At 62.3% G+C, this 19,034-nt stretch carries 13 protein-coding genes and 1 pseudogene; 12 read left to right on the forward strand and 2 right to left on the reverse strand.

All coding sequences use genetic code 11. The annotated features are described in order from the left end of the window. The first annotated feature begins 55 nt into the window (after nucleotides 1-55). The 3 genes from GON09_RS10385 to GON09_RS10395 all read left to right on the forward strand — a co-directional run bounded on the left by GON09_RS10385 (nucleotide 56) and on the right by GON09_RS10395 (nucleotide 3,755). Nucleotides 56-1,912 carry a DNA/RNA non-specific endonuclease gene (locus tag GON09_RS10385; protein WP_213931727.1) on the forward strand — a complete coding sequence of 619 codons (1,857 nt, stop codon included), beginning with the start codon at nucleotides 56-58 and terminating at the stop codon, nucleotides 1,910-1,912. 383 nt (nucleotides 1,913-2,295) lie between these two features. Then, a complete protein-coding gene (locus GON09_RS10390) occupies nucleotides 2,296-2,844 on the forward strand; it encodes a hypothetical protein (RefSeq protein WP_244865471.1) in 549 nt (182 codons plus the stop codon). 155 nt (nucleotides 2,845-2,999) lie between these two features. Further along, nucleotides 3,000-3,755: a hypothetical protein gene (locus tag GON09_RS10395; protein ID WP_244865472.1), complete on the forward strand. Its 756-nt coding sequence runs from the start codon at nucleotides 3,000-3,002 to the stop codon at nucleotides 3,753-3,755. A 470-nt stretch (nucleotides 3,756-4,225) separates the two neighbouring features. Here GON09_RS10395 and GON09_RS28865 read toward each other — a convergent pair whose 3' ends face one another. Beyond that, nucleotides 4,226-4,672 (reverse strand): hypothetical protein, encoded by a 447-nt coding sequence (locus GON09_RS28865; RefSeq protein WP_307854348.1) that lies wholly within the window; start codon nucleotides 4,670-4,672, stop codon nucleotides 4,226-4,228. Here GON09_RS28865 and GON09_RS28320 point away from each other — a divergent pair. From GON09_RS28320 to GON09_RS10415, 5 genes and pseudogenes are all read left to right on the forward strand, one after another. Further along, a pseudogene (locus GON09_RS28320) lies at nucleotides 4,637-7,597 on the forward strand (DUF4011 domain-containing protein); the annotation flags it as partial. The gene GON09_RS28865 and the pseudogene GON09_RS28320 overlap by 36 nt on opposite strands. 179 nt (nucleotides 7,598-7,776) lie before the next feature. Beyond that, nucleotides 7,777-8,808, forward strand: a complete 1,032-nt coding sequence (locus GON09_RS28325) for an AAA domain-containing protein (RefSeq protein ID WP_307854349.1) — start codon at nucleotides 7,777-7,779, stop codon at nucleotides 8,806-8,808. Between the two features lie 72 nt (nucleotides 8,809-8,880). Next, nucleotides 8,881-10,014, forward strand: coding sequence for an IS630 family transposase (locus tag GON09_RS10405; protein WP_213931729.1), 1,134 nt, complete (start codon nucleotides 8,881-8,883; stop codon nucleotides 10,012-10,014). After that, complete coding sequence (locus GON09_RS10410; RefSeq protein WP_244865475.1) at nucleotides 10,007-10,834, forward strand: DUF3320 domain-containing protein; 828 nt, start codon at nucleotides 10,007-10,009, stop codon at nucleotides 10,832-10,834. The genes GON09_RS10405 and GON09_RS10410 overlap by 8 nt, the downstream gene beginning before the upstream one ends. A 231-nt stretch (nucleotides 10,835-11,065) precedes the next feature. Beyond that, nucleotides 11,066-11,836 carry a replication protein gene (locus GON09_RS10415; RefSeq protein WP_213931730.1) on the forward strand — a complete coding sequence of 257 codons (771 nt, stop codon included), beginning with the start codon at nucleotides 11,066-11,068 and terminating at the stop codon, nucleotides 11,834-11,836. 197 nt (nucleotides 11,837-12,033) lie between these two features. Here GON09_RS10415 and GON09_RS10420 read toward each other — a convergent pair. Further along, nucleotides 12,034-12,830 (reverse strand): IS5 family transposase gene (locus GON09_RS10420; protein WP_374195391.1). Its coding sequence is split into 2 segments (ribosomal slippage): nucleotides 12,034-12,500 and nucleotides 12,500-12,830, totalling 798 coding nucleotides; the frame shifts between segments, so codons are not numbered across the junction. 158 nt (nucleotides 12,831-12,988) lie between these two features. Between GON09_RS10420 and GON09_RS10425 the strand changes: the two genes are divergently transcribed. The 4 genes from GON09_RS10425 to GON09_RS10440 are packed head-to-tail and all read left to right on the forward strand — an operon-like array spanning nucleotide 12,989 to nucleotide 19,031. Beyond that, nucleotides 12,989-13,186: a helix-turn-helix domain-containing protein gene (locus GON09_RS10425; protein ID WP_213931731.1), complete on the forward strand. Its 198-nt coding sequence runs from the start codon at nucleotides 12,989-12,991 to the stop codon at nucleotides 13,184-13,186. A gap of 1 nt (nucleotide 13,187) precedes the next feature. Beyond that, nucleotides 13,188-16,478, forward strand: coding sequence for a helicase-related protein (locus tag GON09_RS10430; protein ID WP_213931732.1), 3,291 nt, complete (start codon nucleotides 13,188-13,190; stop codon nucleotides 16,476-16,478). Beyond that, nucleotides 16,475-17,152 (forward strand): DUF4391 domain-containing protein, encoded by a 678-nt coding sequence (locus tag GON09_RS10435; protein WP_213931733.1) that lies wholly within the window; start codon nucleotides 16,475-16,477, stop codon nucleotides 17,150-17,152. Before GON09_RS10430 ends, GON09_RS10435 begins: the two co-directional genes overlap by 4 nt. 28 nt (nucleotides 17,153-17,180) lie before the next feature. Beyond that, nucleotides 17,181-19,031 (forward strand): site-specific DNA-methyltransferase, encoded by a 1,851-nt coding sequence (locus GON09_RS10440; protein WP_213931734.1) that lies wholly within the window; start codon nucleotides 17,181-17,183, stop codon nucleotides 19,029-19,031. Nucleotides 19,032-19,034 lie beyond the last annotated feature (3 nt).

The raw sequence follows: 19,034 nt of genomic DNA on the forward strand, positions 1-19,034 counted from the left end.
CTCATCCACCCGACGGCGCCGCGTCATCGCCGCGCCGCATCCACAAGGATCGAACATGGTTACAAAGAATCGCGGAAACGGTCGCACACCCCGCCCCGAGAAGGACGAGCTCGCCGTCGCTCTGCGGAAGTTCATCCGCACCAAGGGCGCCGACTACCTCGACGATCCGAACGTCTCGTCCGTCGGCGTCGGATACAAACACGTGGACGGCAAACCGACCGACGAGCTCGCCGTGCAGTTCACGGTGAACGAGAAGGTATCGGAGCCCGAAGCTCTCGAAGCACTGGGCACCTCCCCGCTTCCCGAGAGCATCACCGTGAACGGTGTGGAGGTTCCGACCGATGTGATCGAACGATCGTACGAACCCGCATTCCGCCGCGTCCCGGAGGCCGCGACGCCGCCCCGGAAGACGCGGCTGGATCCGATCGTCCCGGGTGTGAGCGTCGGGCACACGAGTGTCAGTGCCGGGACGATCGGATGCATCGTCTACGACGTCGACAACCACACCCCGTACATGCTCAGCAACTGGCACGTGCTGCACAACGCGACGGGTCGGGTGGGTGACACGATCGTCCAGCCCGGTCCGCACGATGACAACCGGATCGGCGACAACCGAGTGGGACAGCTCGTACGGTCGCACCTGGGACCGGCCGGGGACTGCGCAGTATCGACCATCGAGGATCGCCAGTTCGATCCTGAGATCTGTGGGCTCGGCGTCGTTCCGGACGCGATCGGCGAACCCGAACTCGGCGACAAGGTGATCAAGAGTGGTCGTACCACCGGCATCACCCACGGTCTGGTGCGTCGTGTCGATGTGATCGCCAAGATCACGTATCGAGGGGTCGGCACGAAGTCCATCGGTGGGTTCGAAATCGGGCCCGACCCGAAGCAGCCGGCGGCCGACGGCGAGATCAGCGGCGGCGGCGACTCCGGAGCGGCGTGGATGTTCCGGTCCGGAACCGGCGCGGCGACCACCGTCCTGGCCGGACTGCATTTCGCCGGCGAAGCGAACGGCAGCTCCGACGAGCACGCGCTGGCGTGCCTGCCGCAGTCCGTCTTCGAGAAGCTGGGCATAACCCTCACCCCGCCGGCGTCGGAAGAGGCGGTCGCGGCCCTCGGCTACGACCCGAACTTCCTGTCGACACCCGTCCCGCTTCCCGAAGTGACGGCCGAGGTGAAGCCCGACATCGCGAAGGCCGACGACGGCTCCGAAGTGCTGCACTACACGCACTTCTCGCTGGCGATGCGGAAGTCGCGCCGGTTCGCGGCCTGGGTGGCGTGGAACATCGACGGCGGTTCGATGAAGAAGCTCAGCCGCAAGAACATCGACTTCGTCAAGGATCCACGGCTGGCAGCGGACGCCCAGGTCGGCAACGAGCTGTATCGAGCGAACCGACTCGATCGCGGGCACCTCGCACGACGTGCCGACCTGCTGTGGGGCAGCACGAGCGAAGCAACGAAGGCGAACACCGATTCGTTCTTCTACACCAACATCACCCCGCAGATAGACGACTTCAACCAGAGCGCCCGCGACGGCGTCTGGGGCAAGCTCGAGGACGCGGTCTTCGCAGACGTGGACGTCGATGATCTGAAGGTATCGGCGTTCGGCGGTCCGGTGTTCGCGGACGACGACCGCGAGTTCAGGAGGGTGAAGATCCCCCGCGAGTTCTGGAAGGTGCTCGTGTTCGTGGAAAACGGCGAGCTCGAGGCCCGAGGCTTCCTGCTGAGCCAGAACCTCGACCAGCTCGAGGTGCTCGACCTCGACGAGTTCCGGGTCTTCCAGGTTCCGCTGGCCGAGATCGAACAGCGCGCATTGCTGCGGTTCCCGCAGGCGTTGCGTGATGCGGATCTGCAGGTCGCGGCGGAGACGATCGCCGAGCCACTGGATTCCGTGGCCACCATCCACTGGTGACGTCTCGCATAGGCGTGGGAGCGGTTGCGTCCCTTTAACTCTCGCGCGCTGAACCGAGGCTCGCCCCGCGTGTAGCGCGAGCGAACCTCGGTTCAGCGCGTCGAGTTGCGCCTGTTACAGTCTCCGCGCCGGTCCCGAGGGGGTCGAGATCAAGTCGAAGGGGGCACGTGAAATCTTTTCTGCTGCGCAGGGTGCTGCCGATAATTGGTGGGATAACGGCGCTGCTGCTACTTCCTCGGGTGTCCGCGCTTCTGGGTCCTGAGAATCCATCGGTACCGACCTTGGTACCGACGACATCCGCTCCATCCACACACACGGGCCCACGAACCTCTCCCCCGCCCTTGCCGGAGGGGTTCCCCTCGATGCTGCGTCCGCCGTCTCAGATGACCGTCGCTCCGGGCGAACCGCAACCGATCAGCACCAGGTACGGTCTCACGTACGACATTCCGCCGGACTGGACCAACGACTACCGCTCTATCGCCGGGTGGTCGAACAAGAACGACCGGGCGATCTTCGGGGCAATCGGGCATTTCGGCGAAGATTTCTGCTCGGCGATCGAAAGCGCTCAGCTGGCGATGTCGGGTGCTGCAGGTTCACGAGATCTCGACCTTCTTGCGGTCGCGTCGAAGGAGATTCGAGCTGTTGAGTGGATCTTCGACGACGACGCGGGCACACTACCGACGGTCGAGTACGCCGAACCTGTGTGGTTCGAGGTGGCCGGTCGTCCGGCCGTCCGACTCTCCGCCCACGTCACGGACATCCCGCAGGTCAGCGAGTGCGACCCCGAAGCCGCCTTATTCGACATTGTTGCGACACCTGGATACGCCACTGCGGAAACCATGGTGCTGATGGTCGAGATACACGAAGGCATCGACGGCGCATACGATGTCGGTGTCGCAGACGAGATCATTGGGACACTCCGGCCGACGTAAGCAACTTACCAAGGCCAGCACCACCTCGACCGACCTGCGAAATCCACGATCGGCAGCGTGCGGCCACGCACCACGCTCGACGAGTCCAATGGGGCCACCTGTTACAGTCTCCGCGCTGGTCTCGAGGGGGTCGAGATCGAGTCGAAGGGGGGCACGTGAAGTCGTTTCTGCTGCGTAAGGTGTTGCCGATAATCGGCGGGATAACAGCACTGCTGCTACTTCCTCGGGTGTCCTCGGTTCTCGGTCCCGAAGTCCCGTCAGTACCCACCTTGGTGCCGACCACCGCCGCGGCACCGGACCCCTCCACACCGCAGACCACGCGACCTCCCCTTCCGGAGGGTTTTCCCTCCATGTTGTTTCCCCCACCGAAGATCGACGTCGAGCCAGGGCAACCGCAACCGATCGACACCAGATACGGCCTCACCTATGAGATTCCGGCGGACTGGAAGAACGACCACGGCGCTAGCTCCGGATGGTCCGGTGAGGAAGGCCATGCCGTCTACGGCAGCATTGGTTCGTTCGGCTACGGGTCCTGTCCCGAAAAAGACGGAGGCTGGCTGGCGATGTCCGGCGTGGCGGGCTCGCGAGATATCGACCTCGAAACCGTTGCTACCGAGAGGATCCGAGACGTCGAGTGGATCTTCGACGACAACGCCGGCACGCGGCCGACAATCGAGTACGCCGCACCCGTATGGTTCGAGATCGCTGACCGCCCCGCCATTCGAATTTTCGCCCGTATCACTGATATTCCGGAGGTCAGTGGTTGCGAACCCGACGCCGCCCGGTTCGACATCGTTGCCACCCCGGGCTATGCGACGGCGCAAACCGTGGTGTTGATGGTGCAGGTCAACGAAGGCGCGTACGACGTCGATGTCGCCGACGACATCATCGCCACGCTCCGACCCACCTGATTCGATTCCAGAGGATGAAGTAGTGGTTTACGAGGAATTCAGAGCAGTTCCCAAGCAGGTAGCAGGTGTTGCGGTGCTTTTCGAAGGCATTGCAGACGACGCACTGGCTTCGGCGGACTATCTCCGTTCCGAATGCAGTGTTCAACAGGGATTGGGGGCAGGGGTACTTGCACTGCTGAGCGACCCGCTGGCAGCTACCGCGGATTTCATGTCGACGCGTTACGCAAATCCTTGCGCACAACGAGTGGTTCAACGCCCCGATCTGCTACGACTCTCTGACCGCATTCGTCCAACCCAACACATCGGCTGTGCAGTCGGTCCTCAGCGATGCAGCCGAACTGCTGCGCACGAATACCGGCAGTTCGTCACTGGAGGGATATCAGAACGGTCCGGAACGGGCCGCGCTCATCGCCACTGCCATTTACGAATCGCTGCGGTCCCGAGGGATCCGATACATCGATCCTCCTGCGTCATTCGAAGAAACCGGGCAGAAGGTTCGCACCACGGCTCAGGTTCTCGACCAGAGTTTCGGCACCTGCATCGATCTGGCGGTTACCTACGCCGCATGCCTCGAAGCAGCCGGACTCCGCCCTTTGCTCTGGCTCGTCACCGGTCATGCCTTCACCGGATTCTTGATCGACGATGCGTTGCTTCCGCTCCCGACGATCCTGGAGCCGAACGCTCTCGTCAATCTGGTCGAGTCCGGCAAAGCCGTCGCTGTGGATGCCGTCTACTACAACCAGACCGATGCCGGAGACTTCAAGGCGGCGATGAAGCGTGCTCGGGAGCACTTCGCGTCTCCCGACACCCTTTGTGGTGTTGTCGATGTCGTCGCTGCCAGAAAGAGCGGTATCCGTCCACTGCTTTCCGGCAACGACGTTGTGCCCACGACTCAACCCCGGCAAGCCGACCTTCACGACGTCGTCCTCTCGCTACCCGACGAACTGAAAGCCCGCGGCAATACCGACGATGGCGTCCTCGACACCACGGACCACGCGCCCGCGAGAGTTCGGAAGTGGAAGCGCGCTCTGCTCGATCTGAGCACTCGAAATCGCCTCTTGAACTTGAAGCCGTCCGAGCAGGTCATCGACCTCCATGTACCTCAGGACGGACTCCCGCTTCTCGACGACATCATTCACTCCGGCGACTCGATCACTCTCACTCCCAACGATGATCTGGCGTCGATCCACGAATTGCAGGGCGCGCGGCGAGCCTCGGAGATCGCATCCGATGTACTCCTGTCCTATCTCGCGGACGACCGTCGGCTGTACGGCGCGGTTTCGCGTGATCTGTACGCCAAGCGGTTCAAGGAACTCGCTCGCACGGCACGCACCATGCTCGAAGAGACGGGTAGCTCCAATCTCTATCTGACGCTCGGCGCACTCATTCACCGCACGTCGACCGGCGCGGAGGCTCGCGCTCCCCTCTTCTTGTTGCCCATCCGTATCGTCGGCGGCACCGGACGGAAGCCGTTCCAGATCACCGTCGACACGACCGAGGTCGCGACTCCCAACTATTGCCTCGTCGAGTGGCTTCGTCTCAAGCACAATGTGTCGATCGAAGCTCTCGAGTCCCCGAAGTTGGACGACAGCGGCCTCGACATCGTTCACGCTCTTCGCGGTATTCGAGCAGCTCTCGTAGAGAACAACATCGACCTGCGGGTCGACGAGGTTGCCACAGTTGCAATTTGTCAGTTCGGCACCTTCGGAATGTGGAAGGACCTCAACGAGCACTGGGATGTCCTCGAGCAGAGTCCGATCGTCCGGCACCTCACGCACCATGCCGGCGAGTCGTTCCGTGACCCTCAGGGTAATGAAAGCCTCGACAGGGTGGAGGTGGACGAGGCGTCCGTCCCGGTCCCCATCCCCGCGGACGGCTCGCAACTACGAGCAGTTGCGTTGGCTGCATCCGGACGCACGTTCGTCATCGAAGGCCCTCCCGGGACCGGCAAGTCCCAGACCATTACCAATCTCATCGCGCACGCGCTCGAACGCGGTAGGACCGTCCTGTTCGTGGCAGAGAAGCAGGCCGCACTCGACGTGGTCAAGAAGCGCCTATCGAAGGTCGGTCTGAGCAACTTTGCACTCGACTTGCACGGCAAGAGTCAGAGCCCGAGTGCAATTCGCGAACAGCTCAAAGCCGCGATCGACAACAACATCTACTACAACTCCCACAACTGGGACGCGAAGGTTGCCGAATTCAGGTCGAGGCTGGCGCCCCTCGCCGACTATCCCCACAAGATCCACAGCCGCAACGGCATCGACCATTCGTTGTGGCGTGCCTTCGAAGCGACGCTGGAGGTCGGCGACGGACCCGTCGCTCCGATCCCAACTTGGTACGTCGCGCGACCGACTCAGCCTTGGGCCACCATCCGAGACAACCTCGAGCTCTTCTCTCGTGCCGCCCATTCGTTGGAGATCCGCCCGGGCTCACCCTGGTCGCTTGCCGGGTCCGTGCCTCAGGGGGTCGAAGACCAGCACGTCTCCCTCGCTGTGATTCGCTTCGCGGATACAATCGATGCGGCTTTGGCGAATCCACGGACCCGCACAATGCTCGAACGAGTGCAAACGCCCGAGGACGTCATTGCGCTGCTCCCCCAGGCTCGTCGTCAGCTCGGCCGTCCGGTTCCCGACGCAGCGACGCTCGCTTGGATGCGTGGTCCGCAGTTCGCTGCTGCACGCGAAGCACTGTTCGTCGACATCAACCGCGCACATCAGAATTGCGCACCGGTGTTGCGGACCTTCATTCCGATGTTCCTGGAATCGGGCGACGTCGACTTCTTCATTGCCGAGGCGGAGGAGTGTGACAAGGGCCTTTTCGGCAAGAAGAAGAAGGCCGAGCAGTTCCAGCGAAGTCTCGCACCGTTTGCCAACCCGGACGCCGACCTCGCACCCCAGGCCGTGCTTCCGTTGCTGCGGATGATCCCCATGACCCGCGAACAGATCGCGCACCTCCGTACAACCGTCCGCGATCTCCTCGGGCCGTTCGCTCCGCCCGCCTGGAATCCGCTCGCTCCCACATGCACCGACGAGTTACGGCCGATCTTCCAATACATCGACGACACAATCCGTTTCGTCGACGAAATGCCAGGATTGTGGAAAGAGCTCGAAGCCGCCGGATTCCTGACGGATCATGAGATCCGCGTGCTCGATGAAGCGGGCGGCGCGTGGGTGAGCCTGCGTCCGCGCCTCGGAACCACCGATGCCGACGTAGCACGTTGGACGAATGGCGACCACTGGATCACTGCATGGCAGCGCGACAGCCGCGTCGTGCGAGAAGAGGCGCAGTACGGCGGTTCTCAGCGATTCTTCGCGTGGTCACGCATGTCCGCATATCTCGAACCGTTGCGTCGCGCCGAGCTGCACGACTTCGTCGAAGCCCTTCTCACCGGCCAGATTTCTGCGGCCGATGCGCCGGTCGCTTTCATTTGTGGCGCGGCACGTGCTTCGCTCGAGGAGCGGCGTCGGGCCACCGGGGTCATCAACTTCACCCCCGCCTTACGCGACGGCGAGATCTCGGACTTCACGCGTAGTGCAGACGCACTACGCGGCGAGCAGGTCAAAGCATTGCCGGCCTTGTTGCTGTCACGTCGTCCGTTCCAGGCCGGTGCGCTCCAGGGTGAGGTTGGCGAACTCCGTCGCGCGCTCGAACGCAAACGCGGCGGCGCATCCTTCCGTAACCTCATGGCACGGTATGCACACCACATCCTGGCGGCGACGCCCTGTGTCTTCGTCAGCCCGACGTCATTGGCTCAGTTCATCCCGCCGGGTTCGGCGACATTCGACCTGGTCGTGTTCGACGAGGCTTCTCAGGTGACTGTCGCCCAGGCCATCGGTGCTCTCGGCCGGGGCCGCGCAGCCGTCATCGTCGGCGACTCGCAGCAGATGCCTCCGTCGACGTTCGGCCAGGTCAGTGCGGTCGACGATGACGAAGCGGACGAGGACGGGACGATCGCACCGGAGGATCTCGAGAGCATTCTCACCGAGTGCGTCGAGTCCGGAGTTCCACGCCTGTGGTTGTCGTGGCATTACCGCAGCCAGGACGAGACGCTCTCAACTTCTCGAACCAGAAGTACTACGAAGGCCGCCTCGCCAGCCTTCCGTTGCCCGGAGGGGACGACACGGCGGGTGTCGAGTGGCGCCGCGTCGACGGTCACTTCAACCGTGAGAACCGCAAGGACGGGTACCGCACGAACCGCGTCGAGGCAGAAGCCATCGTCGAGGAGATCCGCACCCGGCTCGCCACCCCGCGCCTCGCCGGCCAGAGCATCGGCGTTGTCACCTTCAACCTCCAGCAGCGCGTCCTCGTTCAGGACCTCTTGGAGGCGTGCGACGACCCCCTCGTCCGCGAGCAGCTTCGTCCTGACAAGGAAGAGGGCATCTTCGTCAAGAACCTCGAGAACGTCCAGGGCGACGAGCGCGACGTCATCCTCTTCACAACGGCCTTCTCGAAGAAGCCGGGTGAGTCCCAGCTGCCCCTCCAATTCGGTCCTTTGAGCCGGGCGGGTGGCGAAAAGCGCTTCAATGTCGCCATCACGCGTGCACGCCGGAAGGTCGTGATCTTCACGTCCTTCGAACCGTCCGATATCGATCTGTCGCGCACGAAATCTGTGGGACTCGCGCATCTGCGTGGGTATCTGGAGATGGCAGCGCAGAGGGTGGCTCCCAACCCGTCGGTGACGACGAACGACAACGTCGATGCCGTCCAGCGAAGCATCCGCACGGCCCTCGCTGACCGCGGGTACGAAGTGACCACGAACTACGGCCTGTCCGAGTTCGTTCTCGACATCGTTGTGCGAGAGCCCGGTTCCGATCATTGGCAGGTCGCGGTGGTGCTGGACGGTCCGCGTTGGGCGGGCCGCCCGACCGTGTCCGACCGCGACCTCACCCCTCGATTGCCCGAAACTCTGATGCACTGGGGTTCGTCGGTTCGCGTGTGGCTTCCCGAGTGGATCGAGAATCCCGAAGCGGTGCTCGACCGTATCGATGCGGCTGTCGGCACAGCACGTGAGCGCCGGCGTCAGTACGAAGAACAGCTAGTGCCGCACCCGTGAACCTTTGCCCGTTCTGGCCGACACGCCGACCGGTTGCGGCGTGTCGGCCACGGGATCGGTCAGCCTGGTCGAGTGGCAGAACGAGTACGCGTGCGAGAGATCGATGACGACGAAGGCAGACGGCTGGTACGGATCATCCGCCGCGGCACCGGATCGGTGGTGACCTGGCGGCGCGCCCAGATGGTCCTGCTCTCGGCCCAGGGCATGCCGGTACCGAAGATCACCGAGGTCAGCTTCACCAGCGCCGACCGGGTCCGTGATGTCATCCACAACTTCAACGCCGACGGATTCGACTCGCTGTACCCGAAGTACGCCGGCGGCCGGCCGAAAAAGTTCACCCTGCCGGAGCGCCGGGAGATCAAGAAGATCGCCAAGTCCGCCCCCGCCGAGCACGATCTGCCGTTCTCGACCTGGAGTCTGACCAAACTCGCCGAGTTCCTGGTCGCCGAGGGGGTGGTCGACGACATCAGCCACGAGGGTCTGCGCGTGCTGCTCCGCGAGGAGGGTGTCTCCTTTCAAAAAGTGAAGACCTGGAAGAGATCTCGGGACCCCGATTACGCGGTGAAGAAGGCTCGGGTCGAACACCTGTATGCCATCGCCGATGGCGATGTCGTGTCCGATCCCGATGAGCCACAGGCGATCTTCTGTCTCGACGAGTTCGGTCCCTTGAATCTGCAGCCGCATCCGGGCCGGCAGTGGGCGCAGCGTGGCGGCAGGCACAAGGACCCGGACCGGGAGCCGCGGCGCCGGCGGCGGGCGACCTACACCCGTCCGAACGGGGTGCGGCATCTGTTCGCCGCGTACGACCTGGGCAAGGACAAGCTGTACGGGCACGTCAAGACGACGAAGAACCGCTCCACGTTCCTCGAGTTCTGCCGTTACCTGCGCACTCTTTACCCGGCGGAGGTTCGTATCGCGATCGTGTGCGACAACTTCTCGCCGCACCTGACCACGAGGAAGTGCCAACAGGTCGGTCTGTGGGCAGAGGCGAACAACGTCGAGATCGCGTACACCCCGACGAACAGTTCGTGGCTCAACCGGATCGAGGCGCAGTTCACCGCGCTGCGGTACTTCGCGCTCGATGGCACCGACCACGGCAGTCATCGGGAGCAAGCGTCGATGATCCGTCGCTACATCATCTGGCGCAACAAGCACGCCGAGGATCAACAGCTACGGGAGATCGTCGACAGGGCAAACGTTGCGTGATGCGGCACTAGCCAAGGAAGCGGAGGCACGCGCAATCGCGATCGCGGAGGCGGAAGCACGCACCCCGGAGGAGCTCGTCGTTGAGAACCTGGAGGTGTTGGCCGACCTCTCCTTCGCGAAGGATGAGTCCGAGCAGGTGCGCGTGCCCGACACGGCCCCGGAGGACCGGCACGAATTCGTCACCGGAGTCGCGACGACTACCACCCCCACGATCCACTTCGACGATGCTCCGGCGCCGTCTCCCGCCGAACGGGACTGGCATGGTCGCGGCATTGCCTACACCTGTGCGCCGACTACTCCGCTCGGGGAGCGCGACGACCTCGACCGTGTCCACTCCACGTCGGTACGGCAAATTATCACCGACGCCGTACGCGAGACGGTGGAAATCGAAGGACCCATCCTGCTGGAGCGGTTGGCCCGGGACGTCGCGAGACGATTCGGGTTCGACAGGGTGTCTGCAGTGCGGAGAGATTTCGTAATCGATTGTGTGCCTAATGATCTGATTGCAACGACTTCTCTCGGATCTTTCGTGTGGCCTCGCCAGATCGACAGGACCAATTGGCGCGGGTTCCGTACTACACCCGACGGGGTGACCCGCCCGGTCAGCGAAATCGCGCCCGAGGAAATCCTCAACGCGATGCACGCCACCTGCGAGGGCCGGGAACTGGACGTCGAAGCACTGATCCGGGAAACGCTGGCCATCTTCAACCAGCGGCGCCTTACGGGTCCCACCCGTGAGCGCCTGGAGGAGTGCCTCGATCTCGGTCTCAGGAGCGGGCGCTTGATTCAACTGGGGTCGGTGATCCGGTCCGGAATCTGACTGCGTCCGACATCACGCGTACTCGACATCGATCGTCCGGAACTGCGGCGTCCTCGTCGTGCGTCAAACACATTGGCTAACAGCGATGTCGAGGATTCTCCTTGCGCTGGTCATCGTTCGATGCCAAGATTCCAAGATCGTCACCGACCCGCGTGACGTCACAAGTGAAGAAGGCCCGCCAGGAGCGGCAACTCCCGACGGGCCGGATGTCCGACTATGCAGGAGTCGAACGTGGGCCAGAATACCCTGGCTGGCGGCGTGCGTCGTGGACCGCGCCTCGCCAGCAACTTCACCATCCTCAGCAATGCCGTCATCAACGACGAACGCTTGTCCTTCCGCGCCCGTGGCGTGCTCATCTGGTTGCTATCGAAGCCGGACGACTGGCGCACTCGATCCGACGCGATCGCCGGCCAGTCACCGAAGGAGGGTCGCGACGCCATCCGCTCCGCCCTCCGAGAGCTGGCTGAGCTGGGCTACTTGATCCGAGAGAAGATCCAGAACGAGCGCGGGCAGTGGATCACTATTCAAACGATTTACGAGGAACCACGTACCGACCCGGGGCCTGAAGAACCAACGTGCGGTAGCGCGGCCAACGGAGAACCAGGCGGTCTTTCAAGTATCGATACACTAAGAATGAAAACCAACCGCCCTCGTCAACTCCCGAACTCTATGCAGAGTCCCGAAGTTGCTCGTTTGGCGGCGGCATGCAAGCAATCTGGATTGTCGGCGACATTTGCCTACCTCCGGCCAGAGGCCGTGGCGACTATTGAAGCGCTCATAGCGGCGCACGACGTGCCAACGCTGGTCGCTGCAGCCAAGGCAGCGCATCGGCCGAGCGATCCAATGCGGTACGCGCACGCCTGGGTACCGATGTGGCAGGCGCTGCCTGTTCCTCGAGTACAACCCGCGAAATGCGGCGAATGTGACGAGTACGGATGGTTACCCGACGACGAGCGCGGGCGGGCGGTGCGGTGCCCATGCCACTCACGACAGGTCGCTTGATCGGCCATGGGCAGACCATTGACGAGATAGTGGGTCTCTTCGAGCAGCCCGCTAGTCAATGCTGACTGCAGCTCCAGCTTAGTCCGAGGCGACCAAAGGGGTCGATCGGCGTCATGTCTCCGATGGTGGCGACCCCCGCCAGTAGATACTGCCCTCCACATACCGCCGGAAGCACATGGTCGGCACTTGAGCATGTCTCATTTGGCGAGCTTCTTGAAGCAGGTCAACGCCGCAGCGAGTTGGAGAAAAGCAGCGAAGTACTCGCCCTGGCGTTCGTAGCGGATGGTCAGCCGGCGGTAGCCGCTCAGCCACGCCAGGGTGCGTTCGATCTTCCAGCGGTACCGGCCGAGGCGTTCGCTGCTGTCGACACCGCGGCGGGCGATGCGCGGGACGATCCCGCGGGCCCTCAACCACCGGCGGTGGACCGAATAGTCGTAACCCTTGTCCGTCCGCAACCGGCCGGGCCGGCGGCGACGCGGACCCCGACGCGATCGCACCGCCGGGATCGCGCTGACCATCGGCTGCAGCATCACACTGTCGTGGGTGTTCGCCGAGGTCACCGCGGTGACCAGCGGGATACCGTCGGCGTCGGAGAGAATGTGGATCTTCGAGCCGTTCTTGCCGCGATCGACCGGGCTGGGACCGGTCAAAGATCCCCTTTTTTCGCCCGCACGTGAGCGGCATCGAGGATTGCGGCAGACCAGTCCAGATCCCCGCCGGCGCCGAGCCGATCGAGGACCTGGCGGTGCAGCTCGTCGAATACTCCGGCTTTGACCCACGTGGTGAAGCGGCGGTGCGCAGTCGGGACGCTGACTCCGAACGACGGCGGCAGGTGCCGCCACGCACACCCGCTGGTGAGCACATAGACGATGGCAGTGAACACTGCACGATCATCGAGTGCTGCGCGGCCGCCGCCCTGCGGCCGCGCCCGGAACCCGGGTAACAGCGGTTCGACGATCTCCCACAACGTATCCGGTACCAACCGGGAAGACAACGCATCGACCACGACGGTGCATTATGCCGCACACAAGATTCAGGCCATACAAGACACGCTCTTACACGGTTCAACCCGGTCAAACCTGGTCAAATCCGGTCCTGTTGTCGTAGCATCGAGAAAGTCGGCCAACCGGGCCGAGGACCCGGAGGTGCCCTGTGTCTGAACCGTGGTTGTCCGCTGATGACATCGCCGTCCATCTGGGCGTCACCAAAGACACCGTGTACGCCTGGATTGCCGATAAGGCCATGCCCGCACACAAGATCGGCCGCCTGTGGAAGTTCCAGGCCAGCGAAGTCGATTCCTGGGTGCGAGGCGGCGGGGCGGCAACGAGCCCCGATTCGGCGGAGGGCTGACATGCGGATCATCGACAATGTCAACGAGTTGCTGGGAGATGACCTCAAAGCCGCGATCACCCCGGGATCGAAGGTGCGCATCGCGGCATCGACCTTTTCGATCTTCGCGTTCGAGGCGCTACGTAAGGAGCTCGAGCAGGTCTCCGAGCTGGAGTTCATCTTCACCTCCCCGTCCTTCGTAACGGAGAAGGTGACGGACAGGCTCCGCAAGGAGCGCCGCGAGTTCTTCATCCCGGGGGGACGCGCGGAGTCGAGCCTGTACGGCTCGGAGTTCGAGATCCGGTTGCGCAACAAGCTGACCCAGCGTGCCATCGCAAAGGAGTGCGCCGACTGGGTGCGTCGGAAGGTGACGTTCCGATCGAACTCCACCGGGAACCCCATGCAGCAGTTCGCGGTGGTCGACGACAGCGCCGCGTACATGCCACTGCAGGGTTTCACGACCGCGGATCTCGGCTACGAGCGAGGCAACGCGGTGTCGAACATGGTGCACCGAGTCGACGATGCCCCGATGACGACGCAGTACATCCATCTGTTCGACCAGATCTGGAACAACCCGGATCAGCTCGATGATGTCACCGATGCGGTCTACGACCACATCGCCAGCGTGTACGCCGAGAACTCCCCGGCCCGCATCTACTTTCTGATCCTCTACAACCTGTTCGCCGAATTCCTCGACGATATCAATGAGGACGTGCTGCCGAACGATCGCACCGGCTACCAGGACACGACGGTCTGGCAGAGTCTCTACAACTTCCAACGCGACGCCGCGACAGGAATCATCAACAAGCTGGAAACCTACAACGGCTGCATCCTCGCCGACAGCGTCGGTCTCGGCAAGACATTCACCGCCCTGGCGGTCATCAAGTACTACGAACTGCGCAACAAGTCCGTCCTCGTACTATGCCCGAAGAAGCTCGCCGAGAACTGGACGAACTACAACGCGAACCTGACCACCAACATCTTCGCTGCCGACCGGTTCAGCTACGACGTACTCGCCCACACCGACCTGTCCCGCACCCGAGGAGAGTCGCTGGGACTACGGTTGGATCGAATCAACTGGGGCAACTACGACCTGGTCGTCATCGACGAGTCGCACAACTTCCGCAACGCGGACTACGCGCAGGAGAAGGAGTCCCGCTACCAGCGACTCATGCGTCAGGTCATCCGCGAGGGCGTGAAAACCAAAGTACTGATGCTCTCGGCCACCCCGGTCAACAACCGGTTCAACGATCTGAAGAATCAACTTCAACTCGCGTACGAGGGCGAGTCGGACAACCTCGCCCAGCACCTGAACCTCTCGACCACAGTCGAGAAAGTCTTCAAAGACGCCCAGACGGTGTTCAACGAGTGGTCCAAGCTCGACCCTGCCGACCGCACCACCGACCGCATCCTCCAGATGCTCGACTTCGACTTCTTCGAACTGCTCGACGCCGTCACCATCGCCCGCTCCCGCAAGCACATCCAGGCGTTCTACGACACCACCGAGATCGGCGCATTCCCTGACCGGCTTCCCCCTAAGTCGATCCGCGAACCGCTCACCGACCTGCCCGACGTTCCCGGCTTCAACGACATCTTCGGGCAGCTCCAGGCTCTGACCCTCGCCGTCTACACCCCGCTGGCGTACGTGTTTCCCAGCCGGATCGGTAAGTACGAAGATCTCTACAATGTCGGCACTGCCGGCGGCACAGCCAATCTGGGCCAACGCGGACGTGAGCAGGGCCTCAAGCAGCTCATGACCGTCAACCTGCTCAAGCGGTTGGAGAGCTCGGTCGACGCCTTCCGACTTACCCTGGCAAAGATCGAAGGTGCCGTCGACCGGACCCTGAACCGTCTCGACACGCACACCAACTCCGCTCCCGCTCTCGGCGCAGGTCTGTCGGACTTCGATCTCGATGTGGATGACGAAGACGACGCGAACCTCGAAGCACTCACCTTCGGGGAAAAGATCAAGATCGACCTCGAGGACATCGACGTCGAGTCGTGGCGGAGGGACCTGTGGAACGACCGAGAAACCCTCCGCGCATTAGTGAACGAGATGCGCAAGGTCACTCCGGATCGTGACCTCAAACTTCAAGCGCTCAAGCGGCTCATCGAGGAGAAGGCCGCCCATCCGATCAACCCGGACAACCGCAAGGTCCTAGTGTTCTCCGCCTTCGCCGACACCGCGAACTACCTCTACCGCGAACTCGCACCCGCTCTGGCCGCTGTCGGGCTGGACACGGCCTTGATCACCGGGGGCGGCCACGCCGCGAAGACGACATTGGGCACCGGCTTCGACTTTCAACAGGTCATGTCGATGTTCTCCCCTCGTTCGAAGCAGCGCCACCTCACGATGCCGACCGAAACACGCGAGGTCGACGTGCTCATCGGCACCGACGTCATTAGTGAGGGCCAGAACCTGCAGGACTGCGACTACCTGATCAACTACGACATCCACTGGAATCCGGTGCGGATCGTGCAACGGTTCGGCCGCATCGACCGCATCGGTTCGATCAACACCCGGATCCAGCTGGTCAACTTCTGGCCCGACATCTCCCTCGACGAGTACATCAACCTCAAAGAGCGCGTCGAAAACCGGATGGTCATCGCCGACCTCGCCGGCACCGCCGACGACAACGTCCTCACCCTCGAAGACTCCGACGCTGCGTTCCGTAAGCAGCAACTGCGCAAACTCCAGGACGAGGTCATCGAACTCGAAGACGTCCGCACCGGCGTGTCCATCACCGATCTCGGACTCAACGACTTCCGCATGGACCTACTCGGATACCTCACCGAATACGGCGATCTTGCCGCTGCACCGAAAGGCCTGCACGCCGTCGTGCCGGCAGACCCGGACAAGGGACTCAAACCCGGTGTGATCTTCGCACTGCACAATATCAACGCCGACGAGTCGCAACTCACCGGACACAGCGGCAATCGCGGCAACCGACTGCACCCGCACTACCTGGTCTATCTCGACGAGCACGGCGATGTCATCGCAGACCACACCGAAGCCAAGCCCTTGCTCGACCTCATCCGCGCAGGCTGCCGACCCTACGATCAGCCCGTCACCGACGTGGTTCGTATCTTCAACGCCGCCACCGCCGAGGGCACGGACATGAGCCGGTACTCACAACTTCTCACCCAGGCCATCCACTCGATGATCGACGTCACCGAGGAACGCGACATCGACAGCCTGTTCACCGGCGGTCGCACGACCGCACTGACCCAGACGATCGCCGGGCTCGACGACTTCGAGCTGATCGCCTTCATCGCTGTCGTCGAGCCATATCAGGCAGGCGAGGGTCGATGAGTGAGCTGCTGTATCGGTGGCCGGACGCCGCGAAGTTCGGTCGGCGGGTACCCAAGGAGAAGTTCTACGAGCACGGCACCGTTTCGACTGCGGTACGCGAGAAGTTCATCGCCGAAGTGCAGCGCATCACCTGGGCATACAAGATTGCCGAAACTACGATCAATCTTGCCAGCAGCGCCGCCGTCCCTGAGATCCAAATCTTCGAGATCGACGCGAAGGGCACGGATGTTTCCGACCCGGTGTTGAGCGCGATCGACAAGGCGATCCCGTTCCCGATCATCTTTGAGATCAACCGTGGCGAGGGCGAGGCCCGAAGCACTCGAATGGTGGCCGCGCACAAACAACCAAGTTCCGGTGCGCCGAAGATCGGCGCCTATTACAGCACAGATTGGCAGCCGGCCCGGAGCGAACGCGAACGGCAGTCTCTTCCGACCGCAATCACTCTGCCCGCCCTCTACACTGCGATTCTCGCGCCCCTCACACCGGTGGCGGTACAGCCGGGTGAGGATGTGGCGGAGGTCGCAGCGAAACTGGAATCGGTGCGCAAGCTCGAACGCGAAATTGCCGTGCTGGAACGCAAACTCCGCACCGAACCCCAGTTCAACCGCAAGGTCGAATTGCGGCGCGCATTGAAGACGAAGCAAGCTGAACTGACCAATCTGGTCGAAAGGTAGGCAGAGCAAACCCGTGGAGAAGCTACGCATGACATCGCCCGACCTGACCGATGCCAACGTCGACAAGCTCGCTGAGTTGTTCCCCAATGTTGTCACCGAGGCGCTCGACGCCGAGGGCAACCCGAAGAGAGCCATCGACTTCGATCTTCTCCGCCAGGAGTTGTCGGACCATATTGTCGAGGGCCCGCAGGAGCGCTACCAGCTCGACTGGCCTGGCAAACGCGCCGCAGCCTTCGCCGCCAACGCACCTATCGCGAAAACTCTCCGGCCAGTGCGTGAGAAGTCCGTCGACTTCGACACGACCAAGAACCTCTTCATCGAGGGCGACAACCTGGAGGCTTTGAAGCTGCTCCAGGAGCCCTACCTCGGCAAAGTCAAGCTGATCTACATCGACCCCCCGTACAACACGGGGCGAGACTTCATTTACGACGACGACTTCGCCGAGTCGACCGCCGATTATCTTGTCCGCTCCGGACAAGTCAACGGGGAGGGCACAAGGCTCGTCACGAACACCGACGCCAACGGGCGTTTTCACTCCGATTGGCTCAGCATGATGTACCCACGCCTGAGACTCGCCCGCAATCTACTCGCGGACGACGGGGTCATCTTCGTGTCGATCGACGACAATGAGGTCGATAACCTCCGCGAAATCGCCTCGGAAATATTTGGCGCACAGAACTTCGTGGCGCAGATTATCTGGCAGAAGGTATTCTCACCTAAAAACTCGGCTAAGTGGTTTTCGGAGGACCACGATTATATTCTTGTCTACGCGCGCAATAAGGAGTCCTGGCTTCCAAACCCTCTGCCACGAACGGCGGAGATGGATGCGCGATACCAGAACCCAGATAACGATCCGCGTGGACCCTGGGCTTCATCGGACCTGGCAGCCCGAAACCGCTATGACGCAGGTCTGTACCCGATTAAGACCCCTTCAGGAAGGGTCATTGACGGTCCTCCACGAGGGCGGTACTGGACTATTTCTGAATCGAAATTCAAGGAATTTGACGCGGATGGGAGGATTTGGTGGGGAGACAACGGCAACAACATGCCCCGCCTAAAGCGCTTCCTATCCGAGATGACCGGCGGACGCACTCCCCAAACCCTGTGGACGTACTCCGAGGTGGGGCACACACAGGACGCGAAGAAAACACTACTAAAGTACGTTCCGTTCGAGCACACCGAGAACGTGCTGAACTCTGTGAAACCGGTCGAGCTGATTCAGCGAATCCTGCAGCTTGCAACTTCACCCGATTCCGAGGACATCGTTCTGGACTTTTTCGGCGGCAGCGGTACCACACCACACGCCGTGCTCGCACAGAACGCTGCGGACGACGGTAACCGTCGATTCATCGCTGTACAGATCCATGAGCCGCTCACCATTCCTGAACCGACGTTCGACTCCATCCTCGGCATGAGCCTTGAACGATTCCGGAACGTTGCAGCAGAACTTGCGGCAGGTTCGAAAGTTGTCGACGCTGGCTACCGGCTCATGCGAATCGACACCACGAACATGACCGATGTGCTGCGGTCGCCGGACGAAACCGATCAGCTCACCCTTGCGGAACTGGAAGGCAGCGTGAAGTCGGACCGTTCGGGAGAGGACCTGCTGTTCCAGGTCCTGCTCGACTGGGGTCTCGAACTGACCATGCCGATCGCCGTCGAGCAGATCGACGGACACGAGGTCTTTGTTGTTGAGGAGGGTGCGCTGATCGCATGCTTCGACTCAGAGATCAACCCGCGGCTTGTGCGTCTCATCGCCGAACGTGAACCTTTGCGCGCGGTGTTTCGGGATTCGGGTTTTGCTTCGGATGATGCGCGCATCAACGCGGAACAGGTCTTCCGAGAGGTATCCCCGACCACTGACGTGAAGGCGATCTGACAA

Origin of the sequence: Rhodococcus sp. B50 (assembly GCF_013602415.1) — a bacterium.
Lineage (GTDB): Bacteria > Actinomycetota > Actinomycetes > Mycobacteriales > Mycobacteriaceae > Rhodococcus.